The following is a 26,293-nucleotide window of genomic DNA, read 5'->3' on the forward strand; positions in this document are numbered from 1 at the left end:
TCTGCCTTCTGCCTTCTGCCTTCTGCCTTCTGCCTTCTGCCGTCTGCCGTCTGCCGTCTGCCTTCTGCCTTCTGCCTTCTGCCGTCTGCCGTCTGCCGTCTGCCGTCTGCTTAAAATGTAGCCCTCACCCCAAAATTGTAAGCCTTTATATTAGGATAAAAACCTCCCCTGGTAATTGTATTGGAGCTCGTCCCTGCATCATTCAACTCAGGGTCCCAATACTTCCAGGTTGAAGTAGTAAACAGATTGGTACCATTGAAAAACACCCGCAGGTTTTTGATCCGGTTCTTGCGCACTATACTGGCAGGCAGAGTATACCCCAGTTCAGCGCTCTTTAGCCTGATGAAATCAGCCGGGTGCAACCACCAGTCACTCACCAGGTAGTTGGAGTTGGGGTCAAGGTTACTGTTCAGGCGTGGATAGAACGCATGAGGATTGGGGTTCTCTTCTGTCCAGCGGTCTTTTACGATCGCATACAGGTTGGAACTGTTAGCGCCATTGTTAAAAGGAAGGGTGCCATCACCAGCGCCATACAACAACCACACTTTCCCGGTTCCCTGTATAAAGGCGCCGATATCGAACCCTTTATAACCAAAAGCGATATTCATCCCATACATCATTTTAGGCGTACCATTGGCATCCACGCGCGAGATATCATAGTTATTGATAACGCCATCTCCATTCTTGTCTAAGTATTTGATATCACCCACCTTTACGTTCCCGGTTTGTTTGGCCCATTTATCAATCTCCTCCTGACTTTCGAACAAACCAACGGCAGTATACAATTCTTTGGCGTCCACTTCATGTCCTTTCCATTCCATCCAGGGATATGGTTGCGGCGCTACGCCATCCTGCAGGTTTTTATTTTTATTATAAGTGAAGGTACCGGTGAATGTAAGCCAGGTTGTTTTGGCAAATGTTCTGTTATATGAAAGTGTTAGATCTACGCCCCTGTTCAGCACAATGCCAATATTCCGCACGGGCGTTACGCTACCGAAACCAGAGATCCCGGGAATGGTTGCATCGGAACGCAGGATCCCTTCTCTTCTTTCCCGGAACAATTCGGCGATCAACTTCAGGTCATTATGGAGGAAGTTCATTTCAATACCCAGGTTATGGCGGTATGAAGTTTCCCAGGTGGCATCGGTGGCTATTTGCGTTTGCGAATAACCGCTATAGTAAGTAGAGAGGGAGGTTGGCGTGCCGAATTGATACGCGTTGGTTGATTTGGTCAACATATCCAGGTACAAAAAGCGGCTGCCATTATAGCCACCATTACCAGTGAGACCATAGCTATAGCGTAGTTTGAAATAAGGCAATACATCGGCAAGCGGTTGAAAGAATTTTTCCCCCGATACGATCCAGCCTACTCCAAAGGAAGGAAAGAAACCATAACGCCTGGAGGGCGCAAAGTTTTCAGAACCGGTGTAACCAAAGTTGCCTTCTACAAAATACCGGCTGCTAAACCCATAGGTGGCACGGCCTGTTAAACCACGATTGCGGAACGGAATGGCGCTGGTAAAAGTAGTAGCATTGGCATCGGCGTACTCCGATTGATTGAACAGCAATAATGCGCCCACCTCGTGTTTTCCGCCAAAACTGGCCGAATAATTCAATGATGCTTCGGAATACATGCGATGATTAGCGGCTCGGGCAGAGGAATAGGAAAGCAGATCGGTAGCCGTATTGATAGCCCGGGTAAGCAGATTACCAGCTGAATCGCGTCCTTCTGCATATACCATAGAGGCAGCGCGTGCGGTGGCAACGGTAGCGCTTGTATATATGTCATAAGAGAACATTCCGGAAATCGATAATCCTTTTAATAACATCCCCAGGTCTTGCTTTATGCGAATATTAGGACGGATACTCGAAGAGTCATCATAACCGGAGCCAAAGCCAAAGGCAAAACGGGCGGGACTGCTAACGCCATTGGGTGTGCCTGGCCAGGAGCCGTTTGAATACCGCGCCGGAATAATATGCGGAGGCACGCGTAAGGAATATTCAAACAGGTTGTTCGACACATTCGCTACAGCCGCATCATACGGCCCGTTCCGTCTTTCAATGATCGCTGAAACCCCCAGATCGAGTTTAGTGGTACCGGTTACATTTACGCCAATGTTGGCGGTAAAATTATACCGGTGATAATAAGACTTCGTATCGTAGTTATCGTCTTTATAGGGTTTTATCATCCCGGTTTCATTATAATAACCGCCTGAGATATAATAGGTGGCCCTTTCTGCACCACCGCTTACATTAAAGTTGGCGCGTTGGGTTAAGCCATGATCACGGAACAATTCTTTCTGCCAGTTTGTATTAGGATACAGATCAGGATCAACGCCACTCCGGTGCAATTCAATTCTCTCATCTGTATAGAACGGATCACGGCCACGGGTTGTCAATGCTTCATTATACAGTCCCATCCAGGATGGCGCATCGAGCATTTCAGGCAACTGAACAAATTGTGTTATACCTGAGTTCATTTCTACATTGATGGAAGGTTTACCGGCCACGCCGCGTTTGGTATTGATAAGGATAACACCATTAGCGCCGCGGGTACCATATACGGCGGTGGAGGTGGCGTCTTTCAATACAGTCAGGCTCTGAATATCTTCGGGGTCCACATCATTAAAATTCCTGTCTGGCACCCCGTCTATGATGATCAGGGGAGTTCGGGTACTGGTGCCAAAAGTGGAAACACCACGTACCAGTACACTGGCATTATCTGCCCCGGGCCCACCGCCGCGGGAGGTTGTAATTATCCCGGAAATACGTCCGGCCAGCATACCGGCAATATCCCTGGCAGGTAGTTTCAGGTCTTCGGGATTCACCGTTGCCTGTGCCCCTACTACGCTTACCTTTTTTTGCTGGCCGTAACCGATCACGGTCACCTCATCCATACTCCCGGTAATAGGCGTTAATTTAACATTCAGGTCTACGCGGTTTTTTACCGGTTGTTTATCCATGCGATAGCCGGTATAAGAAAACTCAAGGGAATCGGCGGGGTTTACATTTATGGAATAGAGACCATCCTTATTGGTGGTAGTTGCTATAGCGGTGCGGGTAATTCTAATGGTTGCGCCCGTTAAAGGCTTATCCAGCTCATCGGTAATTTTACCGGTAACAGTTAACAGGCGGTCCTGGCCAATGGCCGTTGAGGCCAGGAATGCAAGCGCGGTAAGTGGTAACAGCATACACCACCTGACCATACGCAATGGCGATTTTTTCAGGGTCATAAGCGTTAGTTTTTAAAGCAGGCTTTTAGCTAAAACTTGGGTAAAATGAATGGGGACAGCATATAGGGGCTGAGTGGGTCATCCCAGTAAGCAGGTTGTTTCATGACAAGCGGTTTTGGCGTTAGTTTTGTTATTATGTTCTACATAACAAAAATGAAAGAAATATCCGAAATTCCAAAATATTTGTGTGTTATCATTCCAAAATGAGGCCTAAAGCATTCATTTTAAGGAGAAATGGCGCTCAAAATCAATTAGCGGGGAGCTATTATGTAGGTCTTATTATTTTCCTATGCTACGGTTAGCGGTTATGGTTTCAGCAGTCAGCGTTCATCACTCAAAGACCTTAATTCCTACCTGTTGGGTACACATTGGCACCTCGGCGCCCGAGGACCCAAAGTATAGGATCAGCGAAGGAACAGTGAAGGATCAGTATAGGCAAAGAGAAGGAATCAAAAAGCCATCCCCCGTTTTCGACCATTCGTCCCACCATTTGCCGCGAACCGTCCCAGCTAAATTGAAATTTCAGTGGAGAAATTACCAAACGTCCCACCGTTTTTCGAAGACCGTCCCAGCGGTTTCCGAAGGCCGTCCCATGATGAAGTTAATGACTAAAAGTAAAGAGTAACTTTGTATGGCATTCGTTAACGGCAGTTCTTTGACTTTTGGGGTGAGTTATATGCGACAAAAGAAAACAGGCACTATCATTTCCAATGAAACAATAGTGCCTGAAATAAATTATCTCCAGTGTTCGGCTAAGCCTTACAGACCGGCAACAATATCAAACTTGATGGTAGCTTTACCTTTCAGTTCAGTAGTTGTAGTACGACGAACGGAAGCAGAAAGTTTGTACGTAAATGAAGTTGAATTAAAATACTCTTTCAGGTCAACATCTTTTACCGGAATGTCGAAAGAAGCAACATTTGCGTCTGCAATGCTGGTAGTTCCGGCAATAACTGTATAGTCAGGCTTTGCGCTGGAAGCTAAGCTAACTTCACAAGCTGAAAAAGAACCGATGTGATCAGTTGCAGTTGCGTTTGAGAATGCCAGGCTGATACTTTTGATTTTTGCTGATTTAATGTTTGCACTACCCAGGCTCGAGTTCTGAAATTTAATAACCGAGTCGAGATTAAGTCCAACAGGCAGAGAAACTACAGCTTGTGCACCTTGTTGTTGAGGAGCAATGTAGAAATCTGCAGTTACTGTTTGAGTAGGCACATTAATAGAGATAGCATCTTTAACCTTATCGCAAGAATGTAAAAGGGTACTCAGGGCTAATACGGCAACTAAACCAAGTGTTCTGTACAAAATTTTCATGATACTGATTTGGGTTAAATGTGGTTTTAAAAACGCACAAATATAACATTTTCGTATACATGTTATATACCCAATGGTGCGAACACCGTGTTTTTGTATGCAAATAGCCTGTATTGTTAGTAAAACACCAGGGAAGAATTAAATTTTAATAAAAACACCGCATTCACTTGCACATTTCATTTTTTTTACACGACAATACTTCTTCAAAAAAAACAAATGCTGCCGCAAACATTTGTCGGCGGCAGCTAATTGTGTATGTCTGGCCCTTAGTCTACTTTCTTGGTCAAAGGCAATTTCACATACTGCACCAGTACTGAATCACCTTCATTCAGCAGTGATTGCAGATCGGGATTTATGATATTGATAGCCGGAACTTCAGTGGCAGTAATAGCGCAATCTTTAGTAACAACCGCGTAGGTTAACAGGGGTGCATAATAATTAGCGCCACTCATGATCAATGGGTATGTTTTGCGATAAGTTGCACAGTTTGCATCAGGACAATCAGAAAATGCTGAATATTGAGGAACATGGCCCAATAAAGCGCCACATGAAGTAGCATATACCGGGAAAGGAGTTGACGTATATTCAGTAACTAGCTGTACAGAATCTTTAGTACCGGTGATCTCCATATTAACGCCATTCACATTTACCCGGTTATTGTTCAAAAATTTCAGCGCCTGAGTTGATGAAGCCACTGGTACGGTGCTCATACCAACAAAGAAATTAGCCTTTGCCTCTGTAGTAACATTTCTGTTAATGAAATCCTGGATCAAAGCAGGATCAGTTACAGCGCCATTCTTGGTGCGAATAGACAACTCTTTCACTTCCATTGTAGAACCAGGATAATAAGTTGACAGAACGGTATCATCAGGAGTTGGGGTTTGCGTGTCTTTAGAACAAGAATACAAAACAATACCAGTTGTTACTACTAATACAGGAATCAGGATTTTGAATTTCATCGCGTTTGTTATTATAGTTTTTATAGAATACAATGATTTACCGTTTGGAGCGCATACGCTGGCCATTACAGGCGCAAAATAGGCGTCCATTCATTTTTCCTCCGGGCTAAAGCTTCGCTAATAATTCATTATTAAAGGATCTTTTCCTTCAATTTCAGGCAAGTAGAGGCAAACAACTGATTATAGTTGTAAAAATGGGCAACTCATCGTTCCTGCAATGGAAATGACAAGCGTTTGGCAGATGTTACTAAAGTTTTCGTGGCAAGTAAATTTCTGGTGGCAATCTGGATGCAATTTTCTGCAATCGGTGGGAAATGATTATCAGGGATGGCAGCAAGTATTTATAATTGTCAAAATTACACTAATCAGTTCGATTAAACAATAGTTGAGTGGAAATATTTTATAATAAGAGGCAATTCTATTATTCAAAAAGCATGCTATAATAATACAGGCAGAATGTAATCGGTTTAAAAAAAATAATTACCAATGCATGCAACCTTTTTGTTAACTATATTATAATAAAAGAAAACTCCCGTATTGAAATACAGGAGGTAGAGATAATCATTTTTACCAGGAATAGACATTCACAGTGGAACGATTATCGCTGTACGAAATAAAATGCAACTTATCCATAGTGCCATCAGGTTCAGCAACCTGATATTTATAAAACTGATTTATTGTTGAGTTTTTATACTTACATTAAAGAATGGGTCTGTAAAATCGGTTTCGGTTGCATTGAACAACAATGCCCCATACTTATTTTCAGGAGTTACAAAGTATACAACAACACCAGACACTACATTAGTAGTAGCGAATTTCTGATTGCAGTTGGCCGCTTTGGCAGCTGCTGCCAGTTTTGATGAGGTGGTAAGATTTAAAAAAGCACCTCCCTGCCCGGTTTTAGGTATTGAGAACAACGTACCGCGTTTTGTCCGGCCGCTTACATCAAATAAATCAAATGGCAGCGGATTGGCAGCCAACACCAGCAACAGGCAAATGGGTAATAAGCCGGTTTTCTTTCGTAATAAATTAACTTCCATGGGTTTACTGTTTTGAAATTAAGCACGGCTCATCTGCTTGCCACAGTTTGATAATTGCAATGCATTGCCCGGTCCGAGGTATCGGGAGAAAGTCACTAATGATCGGGATTGATAATAATGTAAGAAATGACTCTGTGTAAGAAAGCGGGTGCACATTCATATAGCAATCGTTATGGTTAATCGAAGACGCAGTTAGCGTACCGTATTGGTTTAAATAGTGCTGAGGGGCATTTTTCATATGGCATTTCCCCTGATAGCGATTACCACAAACCTATTATCTACCAGTGGTTTGCAGGTCAGGATTTTGGTTTTTATGGTTCAATTTTTGTTCAAATGCTTCTGTTTTTTTGTTTTTCCCAGATAAAAAGTCAGATTTACAATTATGAGCGGTTACATTTGACGTAGGACCGTTGAATCGATTGCTAATTGCACCACCTACTTGCAACACCATGAAATTGCCATTGAAATTTTTCAGGAACTTATTCCTGTTCCTGTTTATTCCCCTAACTGCCACTACGCAACCGCGATGCAGCATGGTACCATGATCCGGAATTCGAAATAGAGACCATGGCCACGTCGGTAAACATGAGCCGGTCGGCATTTTATAAGAAGTTCAAGAGCCTTACCAACATGGCGCCGCTGGAGTTTGTAAATGAAAGGCGGTTAAAAATGGCCAGACAATTGTTCGATGGCGACGAAATGAATATTTCAACCGTGGCATACACCACAGGTTTTAACAGCGCCAAATATTTCAGTACCTGTTTTAAAAAATATTACGACTGTTCACCCTCTGATTATGTAAAAAGCAGGAGCCAGCAACAGATCATTGGTAAATAAATTTTCCCTACTTTTAACCTCTAACGATTACTGAAAGGGGGACCACATGAGTTATAAAGCCATTGCAATACTTTCTTTATTGCTTACGCTTGCCATACACCTGTTCGCCGATAATTATCCGGTCAAATACCTCGGTATTGAACAGGGGCTGTCGAATAACGTTGTCACTACCATTTACCAGGATTACAAAGGTTTTATGTGGTTTGGCACCTACGACGGTCTCAACCGTTATGATGGGTACAATTTCCGGATATTCCGGAACATCATTGGCGACAGCACCTCTTTACATAACAATACCATTTATACCATCGAGGGCGATGCCGCCAACAACATTTGGGTGGGCGGTCTCAAAGGCGCCTGTGTATTCGATCCCGTGCGATCGAATTTCTCCCGTTTGCAATACAAAAGCTGGAACGATGCCACCCTGCATTACGTACAGGATAATATCCATACCATTCAGGCGGCAGCCGGGCTCATGCTTATCGGTTCTCAACAAAACGGGTTACTAGTTTTTGAAAACAAATCAAAAGCCGGTTGGCAAATACCACTGCAACAACATTCGAATTATGATGTAACCGCTATTGAACCCGATGTTACCCATAACACCGCATGGCTTTTTATTCAACAGGTAGGACTGTGTCAATACGACCTTGCCAAAAAGCAGATCCATATAATAAACAACACCATCAAACAAAGCAATTGTTTAAAGCTCGACAAACAAGGGAACCTATGGCTGGGAAACGAAAATGGATTGTATAAGTACAATCCCATTTCCAATCAATATTCCGGAAACTATCTTACCACGCGAAGCAAGGTGGTGAACCTGTATTTCGACAAACAGCAGATTGGCTGGATTGGCACAGATGGCAATGGCTTACTGATGCTGCCACGAGGTGCAGCCAAAGCATCCCCTTATATTTCCCCTACTGGCAAATTGATGGTAAACAGCAATGCGGTATATGCGATCTATGAAGACGCAGATGACCGCAAATGGATCGGCACCCTGCGCGGCGGCATCAATGTGATAGAACCTAAAACAAGTTCTTTTACACACATAACATACAATCCGTCGGGCAACGATAATCCCGTCAATAATTTTATCATGTCGTTTTGCGAAGATGAAAAGCAAAATGTATGGATCGGTACCGATGGCGCTGGATTGCGTTACTGGGACCGGATGAAAAACGAGTACACCCAATACACCAGTAACAACGGCCAAAACGCCATCAGTAGTAATTTTATCACCAGCATTGTAAAGGATAATAAAAATGAAGTCTGGGTGTCTACCTGGCTGGGCGCTGTCAATCGCTTTAACCGGCAAACCGGCACCTTCACCCGTTACGATTGTTACAACCCCATTACGCATGAAAAGGAAAACAACGTATGGTTGTTGTACCAGGACGCACAAAACAGGTTATGGGCCTGCGCAACCAATGAAGGCAGTCTGTATTTATTGAACCGGAAACACGATCGTTTTGAATTATTTGATAACACGATCACCAATTTACAATGTTTGGCCGAAGACCGGCAAGGCGCCTTATGGGGAGGTAATTATGCTACCCTTATCCGCATTGATCGCGACCATAAACAACATGTACGTTATAACATCGGACATACCATACGTTGCATCCATGAAGACCGCCATCATAACTTCTGGATCGGCACTCAGGATGGAGGTTTGCTGTTGTTCGATCGTAAAACAGGAAACTACCAACGATTTACCACCGCCGATGGATTGCCCGGTAATACCCTGCTGAGATTGTTGGAAGACGATGCCGGCAACTTGTGGTTAAGTACCTATAATGGCTTGTGCCGTTTTAAGCCGCAAACAAAAAAGGCGCGAAACTTTACCCAGTCAGACGGCCTGCAAAGCAATCAGTTCAGTTTTAATGCCGGCCTGGCATTATCGTCGGGTGAATTCCTGTTTGGGGGCATTAAGGGGTTTAATGTTTTTTATCCGGACAGCATACAAGATGCAACCGAACAACCTGCCATCTATTTAACTGGCCTTAAAATAAACAATACGGTTGCCGAAGGCTGCGATCGCTGTGTAACAGCCAGAACGTTGGACAGGATAGATGAGGTCACCATCCCTTTTGAGCGGGCGGTTTTGTCGCTCGATTTTCTGGCACTCGAATACGCCGGGGCCGACAAGATCAATTACGCATACTTTTTACAGGGCTGGGATAAAGACTGGAATTATGTAAACCACATCAGGACCGCAAACTATTCCCGCCTGCAGGAAGGGAAATACCTGTTCAAAGTAAAGATCATGGACCCTGATGGCACCTGGGGGCATGAGACCCAATTGCTGCAGATCAATGTACTGCCGCCCTGGTACCGCACCTGGTGGGCATACTTACTTTATGGCGGCTGCTTTGCCGGTGCTATTTACATTTACATTCGCTATACCAGAACACAGGAACGGCTACGGTACGAGATCAAGCTGGCGCATATAGAAAATGAGAAGGACAAAGAGCTGATGGAAAAGAAGCTGACCTTTTTTACCAATATTTCGCATGAATTTAGAACACCCCTGTCCCTGATCATAAATCCGGTAAAAGAAGCACTGCTTCATGAACAACGAAACGATCTGAAGATCGCTTATCGCAATGCCCGCCGGTTGTTAAGCCTGGTTGATCAGCTGTTGCTTTTCAGAAAAGCTGATAATGGGTCCGACAACTGCCAGATCTCTGCCATCGATCTCATTCAATTATGCGATGAAGTATATCAATGTTTTGCCCATCAGGCCCGCACAAAAAACATCAACTACCAGTTTACGTCCACCATTCCATCGCTGACCATTTACGCCGATCATGAAAAAATAGAGATCGCCCTGTTTAACCTGCTTTCCAATGCATTTAAGTTCACACCCGATAATGGAACGGTCTTGTTTAGCGTAGCGGAAACAAGTAATGAGGTGACCCTGTCTATCGAGGATACTGGTTGTGGCATCGATAATGCCGACAGTGAGCGCATATTTGAAAAGTTTCAACAGGGCCATCATGGCAAACGGCAATCAGGGTTTGGTATCGGGCTTTTTCTGGTTAAACAATTTATCGAAAGCCATAAAGGAACAGTAACCTGTAACAGCATACTGGGCCAGGGTACCACTTTTACCATTACTTTACTTAAAGGGATCAATCACCTGCCTGCCGGATTTGAATTTACTACCGGATCCTTTGGTGAGAAAAACAACCTGCTGCACGAACTGGCCGCCGGAACAGCACAACAACCCGATGAAGAGCCCACCTCCCAACGGATTATACAGGAAGGCAAACAAGCTGAAGAAGTGGTGACAAAGAAACGATCTATTTTGCTGATCGATGATAATCCTGAAATAACACAGTACCTGCAACAGATCTTTGAACCTGGCTACCTTATCTATACCACCAACAGCGGCGACGAAGGTTATAAAGTTGCCTTACAACATATACCCGACCTTATCATCAGCGATATCAATATGCAGGGCATGGATGGCATTGAACTTTGTTCTAAATTAAAACAGAGTGACCTATTAGGGCATATCCCGGTGATCCTGTTAACGGCTTCTACCGCTACAGAAATAAAATTAAAAGGTATTGAAGGCGGGGCCGATGATTACATTACCAAACCTTTTGACAAGACCTTGTTACAGGCCAAAGTAGAAACCATCTTGCGGAACCGGAACCTGTTACAGCGTTTCTTTTTTGATAGCATCACCCTCCGGGAAACGAATACAAGAGTGCCAGCCGAATACCAGGAGTTCCTGCGAAAATGTATTGCTGTTATTGAACAAAATATAGACACAGAAGATTTCACCATTAAGAAATTTTCCAAAGCAATGGGCATGAGCCACCCGGCCCTTTATAATAAGGTAAAATCCATTTCCGGACAATCGCTCAACGCATTTATCCGGTCAATCAGATTAAGAAGGGCTGCTGTGCTTATGTTAACGGAGAATATGAATATCCGTCAGGCAGCTTTTCAGGTAGGCATCAATGATGTCCGGTACTTCCGCGAACAGTTTGTGAAAGTTTTTCACATGACGCCGTCGGAATACATTAAGAAGTACCGCCACTCGTTTAATAGGGAATATAATATTATAAAGAGTTCCTTGTGATCCTTTAAGATGTTTTTGGGCTCGTGAGGCGTGAAACGTGAGACGTGAAAGGCCTCACGAAATCCGAAACTCACTTCGGCAATCGGCAATCGGCAATCGGCAATCGGCAATCGGCAATCGGCAATCGGCAATCGGCAATCGGCAATTTCCGATTAATAGCCAGACTTGCTTCGGGCAGACGGCAATTAGCTCGCGAAATTCAAGCCATCCGCCAGTCGTAAAACGGGAATCGGCTCGCGCCAATCCGGACGAACTAAACAACCTACAAACCTAATAACTCAAAAACTAAAGAACTAACAAACTAATAAACTGGCAGCTGGTATTTTCCTTGTTCCTGACCAACTGATCCAGCTGGTCAACTGATCAACTCGTCAACCCAAACCCACGAATTATTTCCGCAATAATCTCCGTCTGTTCCTCCGGTGCAAAATGTCCGCAGTGTGGAATTAATTTTGCGGTAAGATTAGATAATCCGCTCTTTTTTAATCCTTCTACATACTGACCCATATCGCCACTTTCCATTTCACCTCGAATATATAATACAGGTACATTTACAGACTCTCCTTTTGCATTGCTTTTTTCATCATGGAGGAAAGCCCGGTACCAGTCGAAACTTGTTTTTAAGGCAACGGCGTTACTATAGGCATTTGCATATTCATTCCGCCTGTCTTCACCGATCGCCTGTTTATGAAAAGAAAGGGTATTGTAAAAATAATCGAAGAGAATCCTTTGTTTACCGGCAAATACAGCTTCGGGTAAAGCAGGCACTGCATACAAAGCAAAATGCCAGAGGTATGGATTTCGTTTAACCTGCTCCCAGGGTTCTATTCCGGGGATAGCAGTATTCATAATTATAGCTTTGACTAATTTTTCGGAGAACTGCTTTATAAAAGAATAGGTTGTCATGCCGCCAATATCGTGACCCACCAAAATTATCCGTTCTATATGCAAGGTCTCTATGATATTTTTTATAAAACCGGCCATTGAACATTTGTCGCCTGAGGCTATTGGTTCAGACATCCCAATGCCTGGCAGATCGATGGCCAGCACGTAATATGTATCTTTTAAGATATTCATCACCCCTTCAAACTCCTGCCAGTTTTCCGGATACCCATGTAAAAACAAGATGGCCTGATTGGCCGAGTCGCCCGCCAGGGCCACATGCACAGAAATTCCGCCCACATTAATTTGCTGGTGGGTTATTAAGCTGGATGCATTCTCTTTCATATAGCATTAAAATAAAATATTATGCCACTATAGAAATGCCAGTTTGTTAGTTCTTTAGTTTATTAATAAACTAACAAACATTCGAGGCTCCAAAGCACCCCTTATCAAGAAACCATCCCTGGTAAAACAGGCTTCTCCCCTTAAAATACCCCCCTCTTTTTAGGAAATACCCCCCTCTTTACCCCCTGTTCCATACCTACTTTGCCATCAATCCATGTCACGGTTCCAAACCGTGAAACGGATACTGACTTAGCCAGGTTCAATTTATTAACCAAACGAGCTTGTTTGTATGAGACAATTTCTGCAACTGACCATCAGAGCAGCCTGTTACCCATTGTACAGGACGGCCCCCAAACTTCTATTTCTAACATTTTTCCTGTTAACCAATCTGGCACTTTTTGCGCAATCTGCCGTACAGGGCCGGGTTATGGCTGGGGATGCACCCCTTGCCGGAGTATCGGTCACTATTAAAGGCACACAAACAACTACAGTTACCGATGCGGAGGGAAAATTCACCATTCAGGCGCCAGAAAAAGCCATCCTGGTATTTACCCATGTAAATTATGCAGCCCAGGAAGTAGCGGTCACCGGCAGCAACCTGGAGGTCACCCTTTCACCTGCCAATACCAACCTCTCTGAAGTGGTTGTGATCGGTTATAACGCCCAAAAGAAAGCCACGCTCACCGGTTCTGTATCAGTTGTAAAAGGGACCGACCTGGTCAAAAGCCCGCAAGCGAATGTGTCCAACTCCCTGGCCGGCCGTTTCTCCGGTGTTATTCTCAACAACCGCAGCGGAGAACCCGGTTACGACGGTTCGGGCGTTACCGTGCGCGGACTGGCAACTACCGGTAATAATGATGTACTGGTGGTAGTCGATGGCGTACCCGGACAAATTGGGGGCATGGAAAGGTTGAACCCGAATGATATTGAAAGTATTTCCGTCTTAAAAGACGCTTCTGCCGCCATTTATGGCAGCCGGGCCGCAAATGGCGTTATCCTCGTTACCACCAAACGCGGCAAAACCGGCAAACCATCCATTTCGGCCAGTTACAATCATGGCTTTTCTTCCCCTACCCGCCTACCAGAAATGGCCGATGCCCAAACGTATGCCCAGATCAGTAATGAGATAGCTTATTATAATAACCCGGCCGGCGGTCTGAATCAACAGTATTCAGCTGCCGAAATTCAGAAATTTGCTGATGGTTCCGACCCATTGAATTACCCCAATACCGATTGGGCTAAAACCACGTTGAAAAACTCAACCGGGCAAGATCAGGCCAATGTATCTATAGCTGGTGGTTCAGATAATATTCGGTATTACCTGAGCGCCGGGTTGCTTGGCCAGGATGGGTTGTATAAAAATGGCGCTACCAAATACAACCAGTACAGCTTTCGTTCAAACATCGACGCCAGCATCACAAAAGATTTTAAAGTAAGTCTGTACCTGTCGGGCCGCGAAGAAGACCGGCAATTCCCGGCAGCATCTTCAGCCGACATTTTCCGTTCTATTTACCGGGCGTATGCTACCCTTCCAGCCTTCTACCCTAATGGATTGCCTTCCACTGGTATTGAAGGAAATAACCCGGCCATGATGGCCACCAGCGCTGGCGGATTGAATAAGAACCCAGGTCAGGTATTCAATGGCATTTTGAAAAGCAGTTACAATATTGCAGCTATAAAAGGCTTATCGGTTGAAGGCTTTGCCGCTGTAGATAAGTCGTGGTATTTCACCAAAACATTCGCTACCCCTTACTTATTATATTCCTACGACAAAGCCAACGACGTCTATAATTCAAGAATTGTAGGTGGTAACAACAATGCCGCCTCACTGAATGAAAGTCAGAAAAATCAAACGCAGTTAACAACCAACATCCGGTTGAATTACGCCAACAGCTTTGGCCAGCATAACCTCAACGCATTTGTCGGCTATGAACAATCAGAGCTAAAACGCGATTCATTGGGTGCATCCCGCATAAACTTTCCAACAGCCCAAACCCCTGAATTAACCCAGGGCGGTACCGCTGCTACCGATCGCGACAACGGTGGCAACAGCTATCATTATACCCGGAAAAGTTACCTGGGTAAACTCTCGTACAATTATGCTGAAAAATACCTGTTTGATGCCCAGCTGCGGATAGATGGTTCTTCCACCTTTCCTTCAGGTAACCGGTATGGTTATTTTCCCTCCTTTTCTGCCGGTTGGCGTATAAGCAACGAATCGTTCCTGCACAACGTTTCATTTATAAACGATTTAAAGGTACGGGCATCGTATGGCATGCTGGGTAACGACAATGTGGCCCTGTTCCAATACCTCCACAACTACACCTTCAACACCCAGGTGGTACTGGGTTCAAGCACAGGTTATAATATAGCCCCGGCTATAGACCTTACCAAACTGGCCAACAAACAAATTCACTGGGAAGAAGCACGCAAAACTGATCTTGCCCTGGAAGGGGTTGTATTCAACAACTTCAATTTTGAGTTTATTTATTTCCGGCAGCAGCGTACCAACATTTTGGCCACCCGAAATGCGTCCCTTCCTGCGGTGACCGGTATTGTAAATCCATATGGTTCCGATCCGCTGGTACCTTCCGAAAATATCGGCGAGGTAAACAGCAATGGAATAGAGGCGAGCCTCGGCTATAATAACCGCAAAGGGAAATTCCATTATGGCGCCAGTGGCAATATCACCTATGCCAAAAGCAAGATCGTATTCATTGATGAAGCCCCGGCGGTTTTGTCGTACCAAAAACAAACGGGCCGTCCTTTGAATACTTCTTTATTGTACAACTCCCTGGGCATTTTTCGTTCAACTGATGAAATTACCAAATACCCCCATCTGAGTGGTGCGCAACCTGGTGACCTTATATTGCAGGACGTCAATGAAGACGGAAAGATCACGGCCGATGACCAGGTAAGAACAAAATATGGCAACATTCCTGAGATCACTTATGGCATTCTGTTAAATGCCGATTACAGTTCATTTGATATCTCTATCGTATTTGCCGGTCAAACGCATGTAAGTCAGTTCGTGCTGCCTGAATCGGGCACAGTGGGTAACTTTTACAGCAGCTGGGCCGATAACCGCTGGAGCCCTTCGAACATCAATGGCGCCTATCCCCGGGTTGATACGCGTACCTCCGCCTCTGTAAACGGGGGCCTGTACCCAAGCACTTTCTGGTTAAACAATGCTTCGTTCCTGCGATTGAAAAATATAGAACTGGGTTATACGGTGGCAAAGCCAACCTTAACAAAAATGAAAATGCAATCCCTGCGGGTGTACCTGAGCGCCTTTAACCTGTTCACCATTACCAAAGTAAAAGACTACGATCCGGAAGGGAACCAATACAGCGGGCAGTTCTATCCCCAACAACGAATTGTAAACCTTGGGGTAGCCTTACAATTTTAAACAGCAAACCGGCAGACAATGAAAACAATTATTCGAAATATATTTTATACCGCTACTATTGCAACGGTTATTACTTCGTGCAAAAAAGACTTCCTCTCCATTCAGCCAACAGACAGACTTCCCCAGGAATACATCCTGGGCGACTCCTCCTTATTTGAAGACTATGTGGTTGCCCGTTATGTAGGCATTCGATTACAGGAGAAAGAAGGGGATGGTACCAATCCCGGGTTTGGCCGTGGTTTTGAATACGCCATGTGGAGCTCGTTGACCGATGAATCTATCTACAACAATGACGACAATACCTGGCTGGTGCAAAAAGGATTGCTGGCGCCGGAAAACACCGGCATCGCCGGCACCATCTGGAGTCGCAGCTATCGCGGTATCAGGGATTGCAATTTTGCGATCAGCAATATAGCGAACGTGAAAATGACCACCGCTCATAGAGCCAGGTTACTGGCCGAGCTGAAATTCATCAGGGCCTTTCGTTATCACGATCTCATCAGAAATTATGGCAGCGTTATCCTGATGGGTGATTCCGCTTATAACCTTACTGATAATTTACAGGACGATGCCCTGTTTAAAAGAGCCTCGCTGAAAGAATCGATCGATTACGCAGTAGCGCAGCTGGATGATGCAGCCAATGGATTGCCATTGAACAACGATGATGCCTGGTTATTGGGCCGGGCCACCAAAGGCGCTGCGCTCGCGCTTAAATCAAGATTGTTATTATATGCTGCCAGTCCGTTATATGGCACCGGCACCTGGCAGGCAGCCGTAACCGCCGCCCAGGCAGTGATAGGGTTGAACAAATACAGCATTTATACAGGTGGTTATGCCAATCTGTTCCTGACAAACGATAGTAAAGAAGGCATCTTTGAACGGCTGTATACTAAAAACTCCAACCACACCCATTTGGAAATAGCCAATGGCCCTAATGGTTATGGAGGTTGGGGCGGCAACCTGCCTTTGCAAAACCTGGTTGATGATTACGAGATGGATAATGGTAAACCCATCACCGATCCTACCTCAGGTTACAATGCCAACAACCCATACGTAGGGCGCGACAAACGTTTTTACGCTACCATCCTGTATAATGGCGCCAGTTATCGCGGCAATACCATTGAAACATTTACCCCAGGCGGTAAAGACAGCAAGGATGGTCCGGATAACTGGAACACCTCAAAAACCGGTTATTACCTGAAGAAATATATGAACGATGCCTATCCCCTTCAGAATCCCTGGGGCAATGCAGGCTTCCAACCCTGGTTCTATATTCGCTACGCAGAAATATTATTGAATTTTGCAGAAGCGGCCAACGAAGCATACGGCCCCGATGTAGTACCTTCCGGTTCAACCCTGAGCGCCCGTGCGGCTGTTAATTTGATCAGACAGCGACCCGGTGTAAATATGCCCGACCTGCCAGCCGGTTTATCACAAGCACAAATGCGGGATGCCATTCGCTATGAACGGCGCGTAGAACTGGCATTTGAAGAACATCGTTTTTATGATGTAAGAAGATGGAAGATCGCCGATGTAACAGAGAACAAACCAGCAGGTGGCATCACTGTTACCAAAAGCGGGGCTAACTTTACGTATGCGATCAAAGTGGCAATCGACGGCCGTCACTTTGAAACCAAACATTACTGGCTTCCAATACCCCGGGCTGAAATTCAGGCCAGCAATAATAAAATTCAACAAAACAGCGGTTACTAATGAGACGGAATTATTTTTTGTTTTTGCTTCTGTGGTTACCGGTATTAGTCCATGCCCATCCAATCAGGTACGATCGGCTCATTAACTACGATTGGCGTTTTTATAAAGGTGATGCGCCTGGTGCTGAAAAGCCTGCTTTTAATGATGCCAGCTGGCGTACGGTGAATTTACCACACGATTGGAGTATAGAAGGCCCGTTTAGTAAGGAATGGGCCAGTGGTACGGGCTATTCACCCGGTGGCATTGGCTGGTATCGCAAAACGTTCGATTATGGAATAGAAATGCCAGGGAAGCTGGTTTACATTTATTTCGACGGGGTGTATAAGAACAGCGAGGTGTGGATCAATGGGCATTATCTTGGTAAACGGCCGAACGGGTTCACCCCCTTTCAATACGAGCTTACCCAATACCTGTTACCCGGCAAAAACACCATTGCGGTAAAAGTTGATCATACCGACTTTGCTGATTCAAGATGGTATACCGGTTCCGGCATTTATCGCGATGTACACCTCATTATCACCGACCCGGTACATATTGATCAATGGGGCGTGGCATTCAGCACACCGGTAGTTACAAAGACAAAGGCTACTGCAAACGTAAAAGTAAAAGTGGTCAACAGCTCGAAAATAAAAAAAACGATCTCCGTAGCATGCAGATTTGCCACCAGGTCTGATGTCACCGTACCAGATGCCCAAAAAACAATAACGCTTGCACCCAACGCAACAACCGTGGTCGATTGTTCATTTACTATTGCCAACCCCAGGTTATGGTCAGTTGACAGTCCCAACATTTATAATTTAATTGTGGAATTGCGGTCAGCCGGTAAATTGCTGGATGCGACAATCGACATAGTAGGTATCCGCTCCATCCGGTTCGATGCCAATAATGGTTTTTTTCTAAATGGAGAACCCACTAAACTGCAGGGTGTATGTATCCACGACGATGCCGGAGTGCTGGGCGTAGCTGTACCGGAGGAGGTTTGGGTGCGACGGTTGCGCACATTAAAAGAAGCTGGTTGCAACGCTTTACGGCTGAGCCATAACCCGCATGCGGATTACTTATACCGCCTGTGTGACCTGATGGGATTTGTAGTGATGGACGAAGCTTTTGACGAATGGGAAGTGGGCAAGAACAAATGGGTGCAGGGCTGGAACAAGGGAACACCCGGCAAAGATGGGTATCATACATATTTTACGGAATGGGCCGACCGCGACCTGCGCGATATGGTCCTGCGCAACCGAAACCACCCGTCCATTATCATGTGGAGCATTGGCAATGAAATAGATTATCCCAATGATCCGTATACCCATGAGATCCTGAACACCGGTAACAATCCACAGATCTATGGTCGCGGACAACTCGCCGATCATCCACCCGCTGCGCGTCTCGGTGAAATTTCACAACACCTGGTAAAGGTGGTTAAACAATACGATACCACCCGGCCGGTAACCGCCGCCCTGGCCGGGGTAGTGATGTCAAACACCACCAGCTATCCCACCAACCTGGATATTGTGGGCTATAACTACCAGGAGTATCGCTACGCCGCCGATCACCAGCAGTATCCCAACCGCGTTATTTATGACAGCGAGAATGGCATGCGGCTCAGCGCCTGGGAAGCGGTTGAAAAAAATCCGTATATAGCCGGACAATTCTTATGGACGGGCATCGACTACCTCGGTGAAGCCGGCGCCTGGCCCAATCGCAGCAACCAGGCCGGTTTATTAGACCTCGGCGGGTTTGTAAAACCAGAATATTATTTCAGAAAAAGTATCTGGACAAAAGAACCGATGATCTATATGGGTACAACACCCATTCCCAAATCTGAAGACAACGGCATCTGGAGCCACAAACAGGCAGCCCCTGTGTGGAGTGGCACCGACGGTGATTCTATACGCGTGAACTGTTTCACCAACTGTTCGGAAGCTGAGCTGTTTTTAAATGGACAATCAGTAGGCAAAAGAACAATGGCCGATGCACACAACCGCATTCTCTTCTGGAACACCGTGTACCATCCTGGCGAACTGGTAGTAAAGGGTTACCGCGAAGGAAAGGAAGTGACCCATTACATCCTGAACACAACAGGCAAAGCAACCGCTATAAAAGCTACGGTCTACAAAGACCCGCAGATTTACGGGGTCCAACGTTTACAACAAATAGAAGTAGCCATTACAGATGAAAAAGGACAACAGGTGTACGAAGCAGACAATGCGGTCACTGTAAGTGTTACTGGCAATGCTGTCCTGAAAGGTATAGAAAACAGTGACGCTTATGACGTAAGTGATTATCATGCAGCCACCCGAAAAGTAAAACAGGGCAGGTTGATCGTTTACGTACAACCAACGCTTCCAGGTGGCGCCTATGAAGTAAAACTGGAATCACCGGACCTGGAACCAGTAAAGCTATCATTCAAATAAAAAAAGAGTCCCGACGGTTACTGTCGGGACTCTTTTAATAACCAATGTTTCCCACCCCAATACCAACAAGTGAGTATTTTCAAAAAGCTGTAAATGGCATTTATTTGCATTATTAATGAACCCATAAAATGCCAGTAGCGCTTTTAACCATTACAGGTATTGTATTCCTTATTCTCCTATTCGCTTATTTGTTAAGCCAAAGACCAGCCCTCCCCATTAGTTATTTGCCAATGGATGCTTCCAAAAACTATTGTACACCTGCCGGCTGGAAAGGGACACCCGTTGATCGAAAAGGGCGATTCCTGAATCATGAATATCCATTCTATCAGAATTATCTAAAGATCTTGCAATGGCTTCCTTCCCATTTATTTAATCTTATCAGGAACAGGAATATCTCTTTCGATGCCATTATACATTCAAATAATGAATTCCTTTACCAACCCAATACATTGATCTGGCTGGGTCATGCTTCTTTCTATTTAAATCTAAATGGCGTAAAAGTGCTGATAGATCCACACTTCTACAACACTTCTATTTATAAAAGACATACGCCCCCACCCATTACGCCTGAATTATTTACCGGCATAAACCTGATCCTGATCTCGCACGACCATGCGGACCATTGTGATAAAAAAAGCCTGCGGTTGTTGTTGCAAAAGAACCCTGCAGCAATGGTTTTAAGCGGGTCAGGCATGGAAAAGCTGTTACGGTCCTGCTCAAAAAATCCGGTGAAGATCATTACGGCTGAATGGTACCAGCAATACCCGCTGAGTGGTTTGCCCGAGATTTATTTTGTTCCCTCCCGGCATTACTGCAAAAGAATATTCGAGCGTTTTAACGGCAAACTTTGGGGCGGTTTTGTGATTAAATATACAACAGGGAACGAGGATGACCGCACGCTTTATTTTGGGGGTGATTCAGGTTATGGAAATCATTTTAAGGACATCCAGGCATTGTTTAAGCCCGATGTAGCCATCCTGGGCATTGGTGCCTATGAACCGCTCTGGTTTATGCACCCCAATCATATGTCGCCCCGCTATGCAGTAAAAGCTTTTGACGCTACCGGCGCCGTTAGTATGATCCCCATGCATTATGGTACGTTCAATTTATCGAACGAGAACATGCACTGTCCCATAGCCGCATTACAACAGGAAGCGGGCAACCGGCATATCATTGCGTTGCTGGCAGGTGAAATATTGCCCCTGGCCAAAACATCCTGAAAAGCGCCCAGACGATCAACAACAATAACAACTGGCAAAGGACCATTTTACCTAAAAACACCCAGAAATGCAATAAGCGTCTTTTCACAAATGTTCTCAACCGGGAATCGGGACGCCCCTTTTTATTTTCCACATGCACACTGGAGTAGTACAGCTTGAAGAACTGGGTCTTTAAAAACAGATCGGGTACCATCACCAATGTATGTACCCAGTTAAAGTAACTAAAAAACTTTCTGCGGATCTGGTGCAAGGGGAACAGTGATTTATAACAATACCAAACAAACTCTACACAGCTTAACCGTTTAAAATCAACAAAATTGAATTCGAAATCATACTGTTTTCCCAGCAATGCATTGGCCATATCAAGTACGAGGGTCACATATTCTTCACGTGGTGGAATAGTGGCCAGTCTCCCATCTGTAGAAAGGTCGCTTTTCAGGCTGTCGAACAAAGTGATCTCCCGGTTTCCGATCTGACTGATAATGGAAGATTTGTCCGCAACTACATCAGCAATAAACGATCTTACATCAAACGCCCGAACGATCTCATTGCTCAGCACACTTCCTCTACCTTCCGGTATAATATCCGGCAGCTTTTTAACGGCGCGCTTTCTGTGTTCCGCCACAAACGACATACTGGTGCTGCCTGGCCGCCTTATCTCATCCTGCTGCATTCTGGGGTCGATCTCGAACCGCAAAATTGCAATATCGTCACACCGGGCAAATTTATCCAGGTCAACCCAGCTTACCCCTGTTTTGCCAACGGCATGTATCACCTGGTTTTCCTTCTCGCCCACCTTACCATAATAGATAGCAGCATGGGTAAAATAAGTGGTCTGTGAAAGTATTAACCCATCGATATAATGATCATGTCTGCGCAATAACACATCTCCTGGTTGAATGATCCTGGTTATTTGATCAATTTCTTTGAATCGGTATTTTTTAGGCGGGTCCGCATCAAAATGAAAAAACAAGGGGAACCGGGTATTATATTTTATCCCGGTGATCTTACCGCCCACATCGGAGAACCCGCCATTTCTGATTATACATATCGTAATACTTATAAACGGCACCAATGCAACACCGGCCCCGACATATTCAGGTAAATGCAACACATAATTACAAAAAAGTAAAGGGAGCACTACCAGCGCAAAAAATACAATACCGGTAATGGCAAGCAGCTTTAAAACATTCCTGGAAATTGTTGGTGTTTTGGTAAGCATTAAGGGGTATGTTTAAGGGTTATTACAAAGTTTACATTTTTTTTGTAAATTCAAGGCCATTAATCCCTTATGGTCCCATTGTCATTTTTTAAATCCTGGCCAAAAGCCTGGTTTGCACTACTGCTTATACTTTTTCCCTTCATCACCAATGGAGAACCCATAATAATTAATGGACAACCTGTTTATACCTTTACCGGAAACAACTGGTCATATTGTTCAACAAATAGCAGGTCAATCACAGATATTGTTCAACGATACAAGGCCGGCCATTTTATTTCAACCGGCACCGATGTTTTTAATGGAGGAATACCCCGGCAGTATTTGTGGTTTCATTTCGAAGTAACTAACCGTGATACGTTGAACAGTAAGTTACTAATTGACATTGAAAGCCCCCGCATAAATGAAATGGAATTATTCGAAATTGACGCGGGTCAAGTACATTCCATTGGAAAGTGCGGCGACTTCTACCCTTTCAATAACAGAGCCATTTACAACAAGAATTTCGTATTCCCTGTATCTGTAAAAAAAGGACAATCAAAAGACTACTTTCTGTTTGTAAACCAGGTAGGACATACGCTGATGCTGCCGGTAAAGATCTTTAAAGAACCCGCCTGGCAAACCGCCACGGCTAAAAATTATCTGATAGATGGTATCACCTATGGCATACTGTTATTCGTTGCATTCTTTAGCCTGGCGTTTTTTATTAATACCTGGTACTCGCTGTATCTGTATTATAGCCTGTATATCATTACTGCCATCCTATGGCTACTGAGTTATTTTGGCCTGGGCTATCAATTTTTCTGGGGAAACCATCCCTGGATCAGCACCTTGTCATCGCCCTTCTTAGCTTGCATTAATATCTTTTTGAATATCCGCATTTGCCAGATCCTGTTACAGTTAAAAAAAGTAAATGGCTTTATTTACAAAGCCGGTAACTGGGCTTGTGGCCTGCTGGTAGCAGCGGCATTGTTTCCACTTATAGACATGAACCGATATGGATATACAACAAACCATGCCTATCTGATCGTATTCCTGGCTATCATTTGTCTGGCCGTGTTGGTTGTTTTCTTTTCCATCTTTTTGTATTCCATTAAAGGATCGTTCGTAGCCAGGTTTTACTTCATAGCCAGTTTGCTGAAGGTAGGCAGTATATTTAACCTGGCCCTGTTGGAGTTGGGTTGGACAAAAGGCTTTTATCAACTGGAAGGCATCTTGCAAATGGGGATCCTGATCGAGATCTCCTTACTTACTGCCGCCCTGGCCCAGCGTTATGCCACCTACAAACAAAAAACCATCCAGAGCGTGATCATTGGCCAGGAAGATGAACGCCGCCGGCTGGCCCAGGAAATACATGATGGTATTGCCAGCAAATTATCAGGTATCCGATACAGCATTGAGCCGCTATTGGTCGCTACCGGACCGGTAAACAATAAAGACCTTACCAGTTTCGCGGCTGCCATTAAAAAAGCCCAGGAAGAAGTGCGGTATGTTTCCCATTACATGCTGCCGGATTATATAGTAAAGAATACCTTACCTGAGATCATAAAACAATACATTGAAGAATTGCGTCCGCGATTGAGGCCATTGAACATAGAGCTTTCTATCAATGAACAAACGATCAACCTGTCTGAACAGGTCAAATTGAATATCTTCAGGATCGTGCAGGAATTGATCTCAAATATGTTGAAACATGCCCGGGCAGACAATGCCTATCTGAGTATTTCATTTGACAAAAAAGAATTACGGATCGTTTCAGAAGACGATGGCATCGGCTTTCACTACAAGGGTACCGATTCCATGGGTATTGGCATCAGAAGCATAAGGTCCCGGGTAAAGCTGCTCAATGGAAGTCTAAATATCAAGTCTCCGGTAAATATGCATAGCGAAAATGCGGGAACTCTAATTGATATAAGGATTCCGTTGGCACGAAGTATAAACGAAAAAATAAGCCTGCATGACTATTAAAAACAAATACCAGTTTATTATTATCGACGACCATCCCTTTTTCAGAGATGGCGTAAAAAAATACCTGGCAGATCACGAACAATATGAATTAATAAATGAATTCTCAGAGACCCGGCATTTACTAAATGCCAGTACCCAGTATTTTCCTGATTTCATTTTACTCGATCTGAATATTCCCGGGCTGGAAGGAAGGGCTTCCTGTCTGCAATTAAAAAAGAAGTTTCCCAATTGCAAGATCATAGCATTAACACAATACACCGGCATACAGGATGAGTTGGCCAAACTGCAATTTGATGGCTATGTGGTAAAAGACGATTCGCCGGCCAACTTACTAACAGCTATTGAAACTGTATTGCAGGGAAAAACACACTTCCCTGCAATACAGGAAAAAGATGATAAAAAACAAACGAACCAGCCAGATGATCACTTAAGAGTGAAACACCTGAACATCTCCCAACGGGAAATTGAGATCATCAGATTGGTTATTCAGGGTTTCTCCAATCCTGAAATAGCCAATAAATTATGTTTAAGCGAACTCACTATTAAAACCCATAGAAAGAACTTTTACAGCAAGGCGGGCGTCAGAAAAATACCCGACCTCATCAAATTCATGCAAAATCATGGCCTGGCCGAGCATTGAATAAAAGGCTATTTGCCCAATGCCTTTTTATAATCAGCTTCCCGGGCCTCTATGATCTTATCATATGCTGCACGGTCAGCAAAGGCTTCAGGATTATAAGCAGCCCCATCCTTTCTTTTTTCATGCATATCGAACTGACTGGCATGAGAAGCTACCCACAGGTCAAACTGCAGTTTCTTCATGGCATCCAGCGTATAGGCAAAATCCTTGCTGATGTCGTCATAACCAGGCATGCCGCTCATTTTGGTGTCGGGCAAAATGGTGGGCATATTGGCGATCAGCACCGCATAGCTTCTTTTTTCATCCTTAACAGTTACCAGGAAACTGCAGGAACCCTGAGTATGACCGGGGTGATGCAACAACACGAGTGTTGTTCCACCCAAACTAATAGAATCCTGGTCATTTAATAATTTATCGGCTTTTACCGGCACGTAAATGGGTCCTTTTCCGCCCATATAGTAATCAGAATTTCCACCATCAGCAAGTACTTTTGCGTCTTTTGCGTCAACCATCATTTTTGCATGCGTCCCCTTTTTTATCTCGGCCATCCCGGCGACATGGTCAAAATGCGCCTGGGTGGTCAACAGGATCTTTATATCGGAAAATTTAAAACCCAATTGTTCCATGTTCTTTTTGATCATGGGTACCGATTCAGCCAAACCGGTATTGATAAGAATATGCCCTTTTGGTGTGGCAATTAAATAACAACCGAGATCATAAGTACCCACATAATATAAATTACCGGCAATGCGAAATGGCTCGGTGGGTTTCGACCACTCCTCACTATTCATAGGCAATGGAGCCAGTTTTTGAGCATGTACGTTAGCGTGAACAGCAAAAAGAACAAGTACGGGAATTACAATTTTTCTAAACATTAAAATAAAGTTTAATCAGGTAATTGGGAAGCGTGGTAAAATTAAATGTTAAAATGTAAAAATGGTCTTTAAAGTGAGCAACGGTAACTGTATTTTTCGTGCCAATCCGTTATACGCTAATTG

At 44.5% G+C, this 26,293-nt stretch carries 15 protein-coding genes; 8 read left to right on the forward strand and 7 right to left on the reverse strand.

Going from position 1 to position 26,293, the window contains the following annotated elements; genetic code table 11:
• Positions 1 to 110: 110 nt before the first annotated feature.
• The 4 genes from J7I42_RS29135 to J7I42_RS29150 all read right to left on the reverse strand — a co-directional run bounded on the left by J7I42_RS29135 (position 111) and on the right by J7I42_RS29150 (position 6,546).
• On the reverse strand, positions 111 to 3,233 hold the full coding sequence (locus J7I42_RS29135; protein WP_209142918.1) for a SusC/RagA family TonB-linked outer membrane protein: 3,123 nt from the start codon (positions 3,231 to 3,233) through the stop codon (positions 111 to 113).
• Positions 3,234 to 3,992: 759 nt separating this feature from the next.
• The gene (locus tag J7I42_RS29140) at positions 3,993 to 4,547 is read right to left on the reverse strand and encodes a hypothetical protein (RefSeq protein ID WP_209142920.1); all 555 of its coding nucleotides are present in this window, start codon (positions 4,545 to 4,547) and stop codon (positions 3,993 to 3,995) included.
• A gap of 266 nt (positions 4,548 to 4,813) precedes the next feature.
• The gene (locus J7I42_RS29145; protein ID WP_209142922.1) at positions 4,814 to 5,506 is read right to left on the reverse strand and encodes a hypothetical protein; all 693 of its coding nucleotides are present in this window, start codon (positions 5,504 to 5,506) and stop codon (positions 4,814 to 4,816) included.
• Positions 5,507 to 6,180: 674 nt separating this feature from the next.
• On the reverse strand, positions 6,181 to 6,546 hold the full coding sequence (locus J7I42_RS29150; RefSeq protein WP_209142924.1) for a hypothetical protein: 366 nt from the start codon (positions 6,544 to 6,546) through the stop codon (positions 6,181 to 6,183).
• A gap of 567 nt (positions 6,547 to 7,113) precedes the next feature.
• On the opposite strand from J7I42_RS29150, the gene J7I42_RS29155 reads away from it, so the two are divergent.
• Together J7I42_RS29155 and J7I42_RS29160 are read left to right on the forward strand one after the other, a co-directional pair.
• Positions 7,114 to 7,383: a helix-turn-helix domain-containing protein gene (locus J7I42_RS29155; RefSeq protein ID WP_209142926.1), complete on the forward strand. Its 270-nt coding sequence runs from the start codon at positions 7,114 to 7,116 to the stop codon at positions 7,381 to 7,383.
• 46 nt (positions 7,384 to 7,429) lie between these two features.
• Positions 7,430 to 11,485: a two-component regulator propeller domain-containing protein gene (locus J7I42_RS29160; protein ID WP_209142928.1), complete on the forward strand. Its 4,056-nt coding sequence runs from the start codon at positions 7,430 to 7,432 to the stop codon at positions 11,483 to 11,485.
• A gap of 363 nt (positions 11,486 to 11,848) precedes the next feature.
• Here the strand turns inward: J7I42_RS29160 and J7I42_RS29165 are convergent, their stop codons facing one another.
• The gene (locus J7I42_RS29165) at positions 11,849 to 12,712 is read right to left on the reverse strand and encodes an alpha/beta fold hydrolase (protein ID WP_209142930.1); all 864 of its coding nucleotides are present in this window, start codon (positions 12,710 to 12,712) and stop codon (positions 11,849 to 11,851) included.
• A 289-nt stretch (positions 12,713 to 13,001) separates the two neighbouring features.
• Between J7I42_RS29165 and J7I42_RS29170 the strand changes: the two genes are divergently transcribed.
• The 4 genes from J7I42_RS29170 to J7I42_RS29185 all read left to right on the forward strand — a co-directional run bounded on the left by J7I42_RS29170 (position 13,002) and on the right by J7I42_RS29185 (position 21,468).
• Entirely contained in the window at positions 13,002 to 16,121 is a 3,120-nt protein-coding gene (locus J7I42_RS29170) for a SusC/RagA family TonB-linked outer membrane protein (RefSeq protein ID WP_209142932.1), read from the forward strand.
• An 18-nt stretch (positions 16,122 to 16,139) separates the two neighbouring features.
• The gene (locus J7I42_RS29175; RefSeq protein WP_209142934.1) at positions 16,140 to 17,834 is read left to right on the forward strand and encodes a RagB/SusD family nutrient uptake outer membrane protein; all 1,695 of its coding nucleotides are present in this window, start codon (positions 16,140 to 16,142) and stop codon (positions 17,832 to 17,834) included.
• Positions 17,834 to 20,248: a sugar-binding domain-containing protein gene (locus J7I42_RS29180; protein ID WP_209142936.1), complete on the forward strand. Its 2,415-nt coding sequence runs from the start codon at positions 17,834 to 17,836 to the stop codon at positions 20,246 to 20,248. The genes J7I42_RS29175 and J7I42_RS29180 overlap by 1 nt, the downstream gene beginning before the upstream one ends.
• A 128-nt stretch (positions 20,249 to 20,376) precedes the next feature.
• Positions 20,377 to 21,468, forward strand: coding sequence for an MBL fold metallo-hydrolase (locus J7I42_RS29185; RefSeq protein ID WP_209142938.1), 1,092 nt, complete (start codon positions 20,377 to 20,379; stop codon positions 21,466 to 21,468).
• Here the strand turns inward: J7I42_RS29185 and J7I42_RS29190 are convergent.
• Positions 21,419 to 22,690, reverse strand: a complete 1,272-nt coding sequence (locus tag J7I42_RS29190; protein ID WP_209142940.1) for a YiiX/YebB-like N1pC/P60 family cysteine hydrolase — start codon at positions 22,688 to 22,690, stop codon at positions 21,419 to 21,421. The genes J7I42_RS29185 and J7I42_RS29190 overlap by 50 nt on opposite strands.
• Positions 22,691 to 22,759: 69 nt before the next feature.
• On the opposite strand from J7I42_RS29190, the gene J7I42_RS29195 reads away from it, so the two are divergent.
• Both J7I42_RS29195 and J7I42_RS29200 read left to right on the forward strand, forming a co-directional pair.
• Entirely contained in the window at positions 22,760 to 24,655 is a 1,896-nt protein-coding gene (locus tag J7I42_RS29195) for a sensor histidine kinase (protein ID WP_209142942.1), read from the forward strand.
• A complete protein-coding gene (locus J7I42_RS29200) occupies positions 24,645 to 25,295 on the forward strand; it encodes a response regulator (protein WP_209142944.1) in 651 nt (216 codons plus the stop codon). The genes J7I42_RS29195 and J7I42_RS29200 overlap by 11 nt, the downstream gene beginning before the upstream one ends.
• An 8-nt stretch (positions 25,296 to 25,303) precedes the next feature.
• On the opposite strand, the gene bla is transcribed toward J7I42_RS29200, so the two are convergent.
• Positions 25,304 to 26,170, reverse strand: coding sequence for a subclass B3 metallo-beta-lactamase (gene bla, locus J7I42_RS29205; RefSeq protein WP_209142946.1), 867 nt, complete (start codon positions 26,168 to 26,170; stop codon positions 25,304 to 25,306).
• Between the last annotated feature and the right edge of the window lie 123 nt (positions 26,171 to 26,293).

It is taken from the genome of Niastella soli (genome assembly GCF_017742245.1).
Taxonomy (GTDB): Bacteria; Bacteroidota; Bacteroidia; order Chitinophagales; family Chitinophagaceae; genus Niastella; species Niastella soli.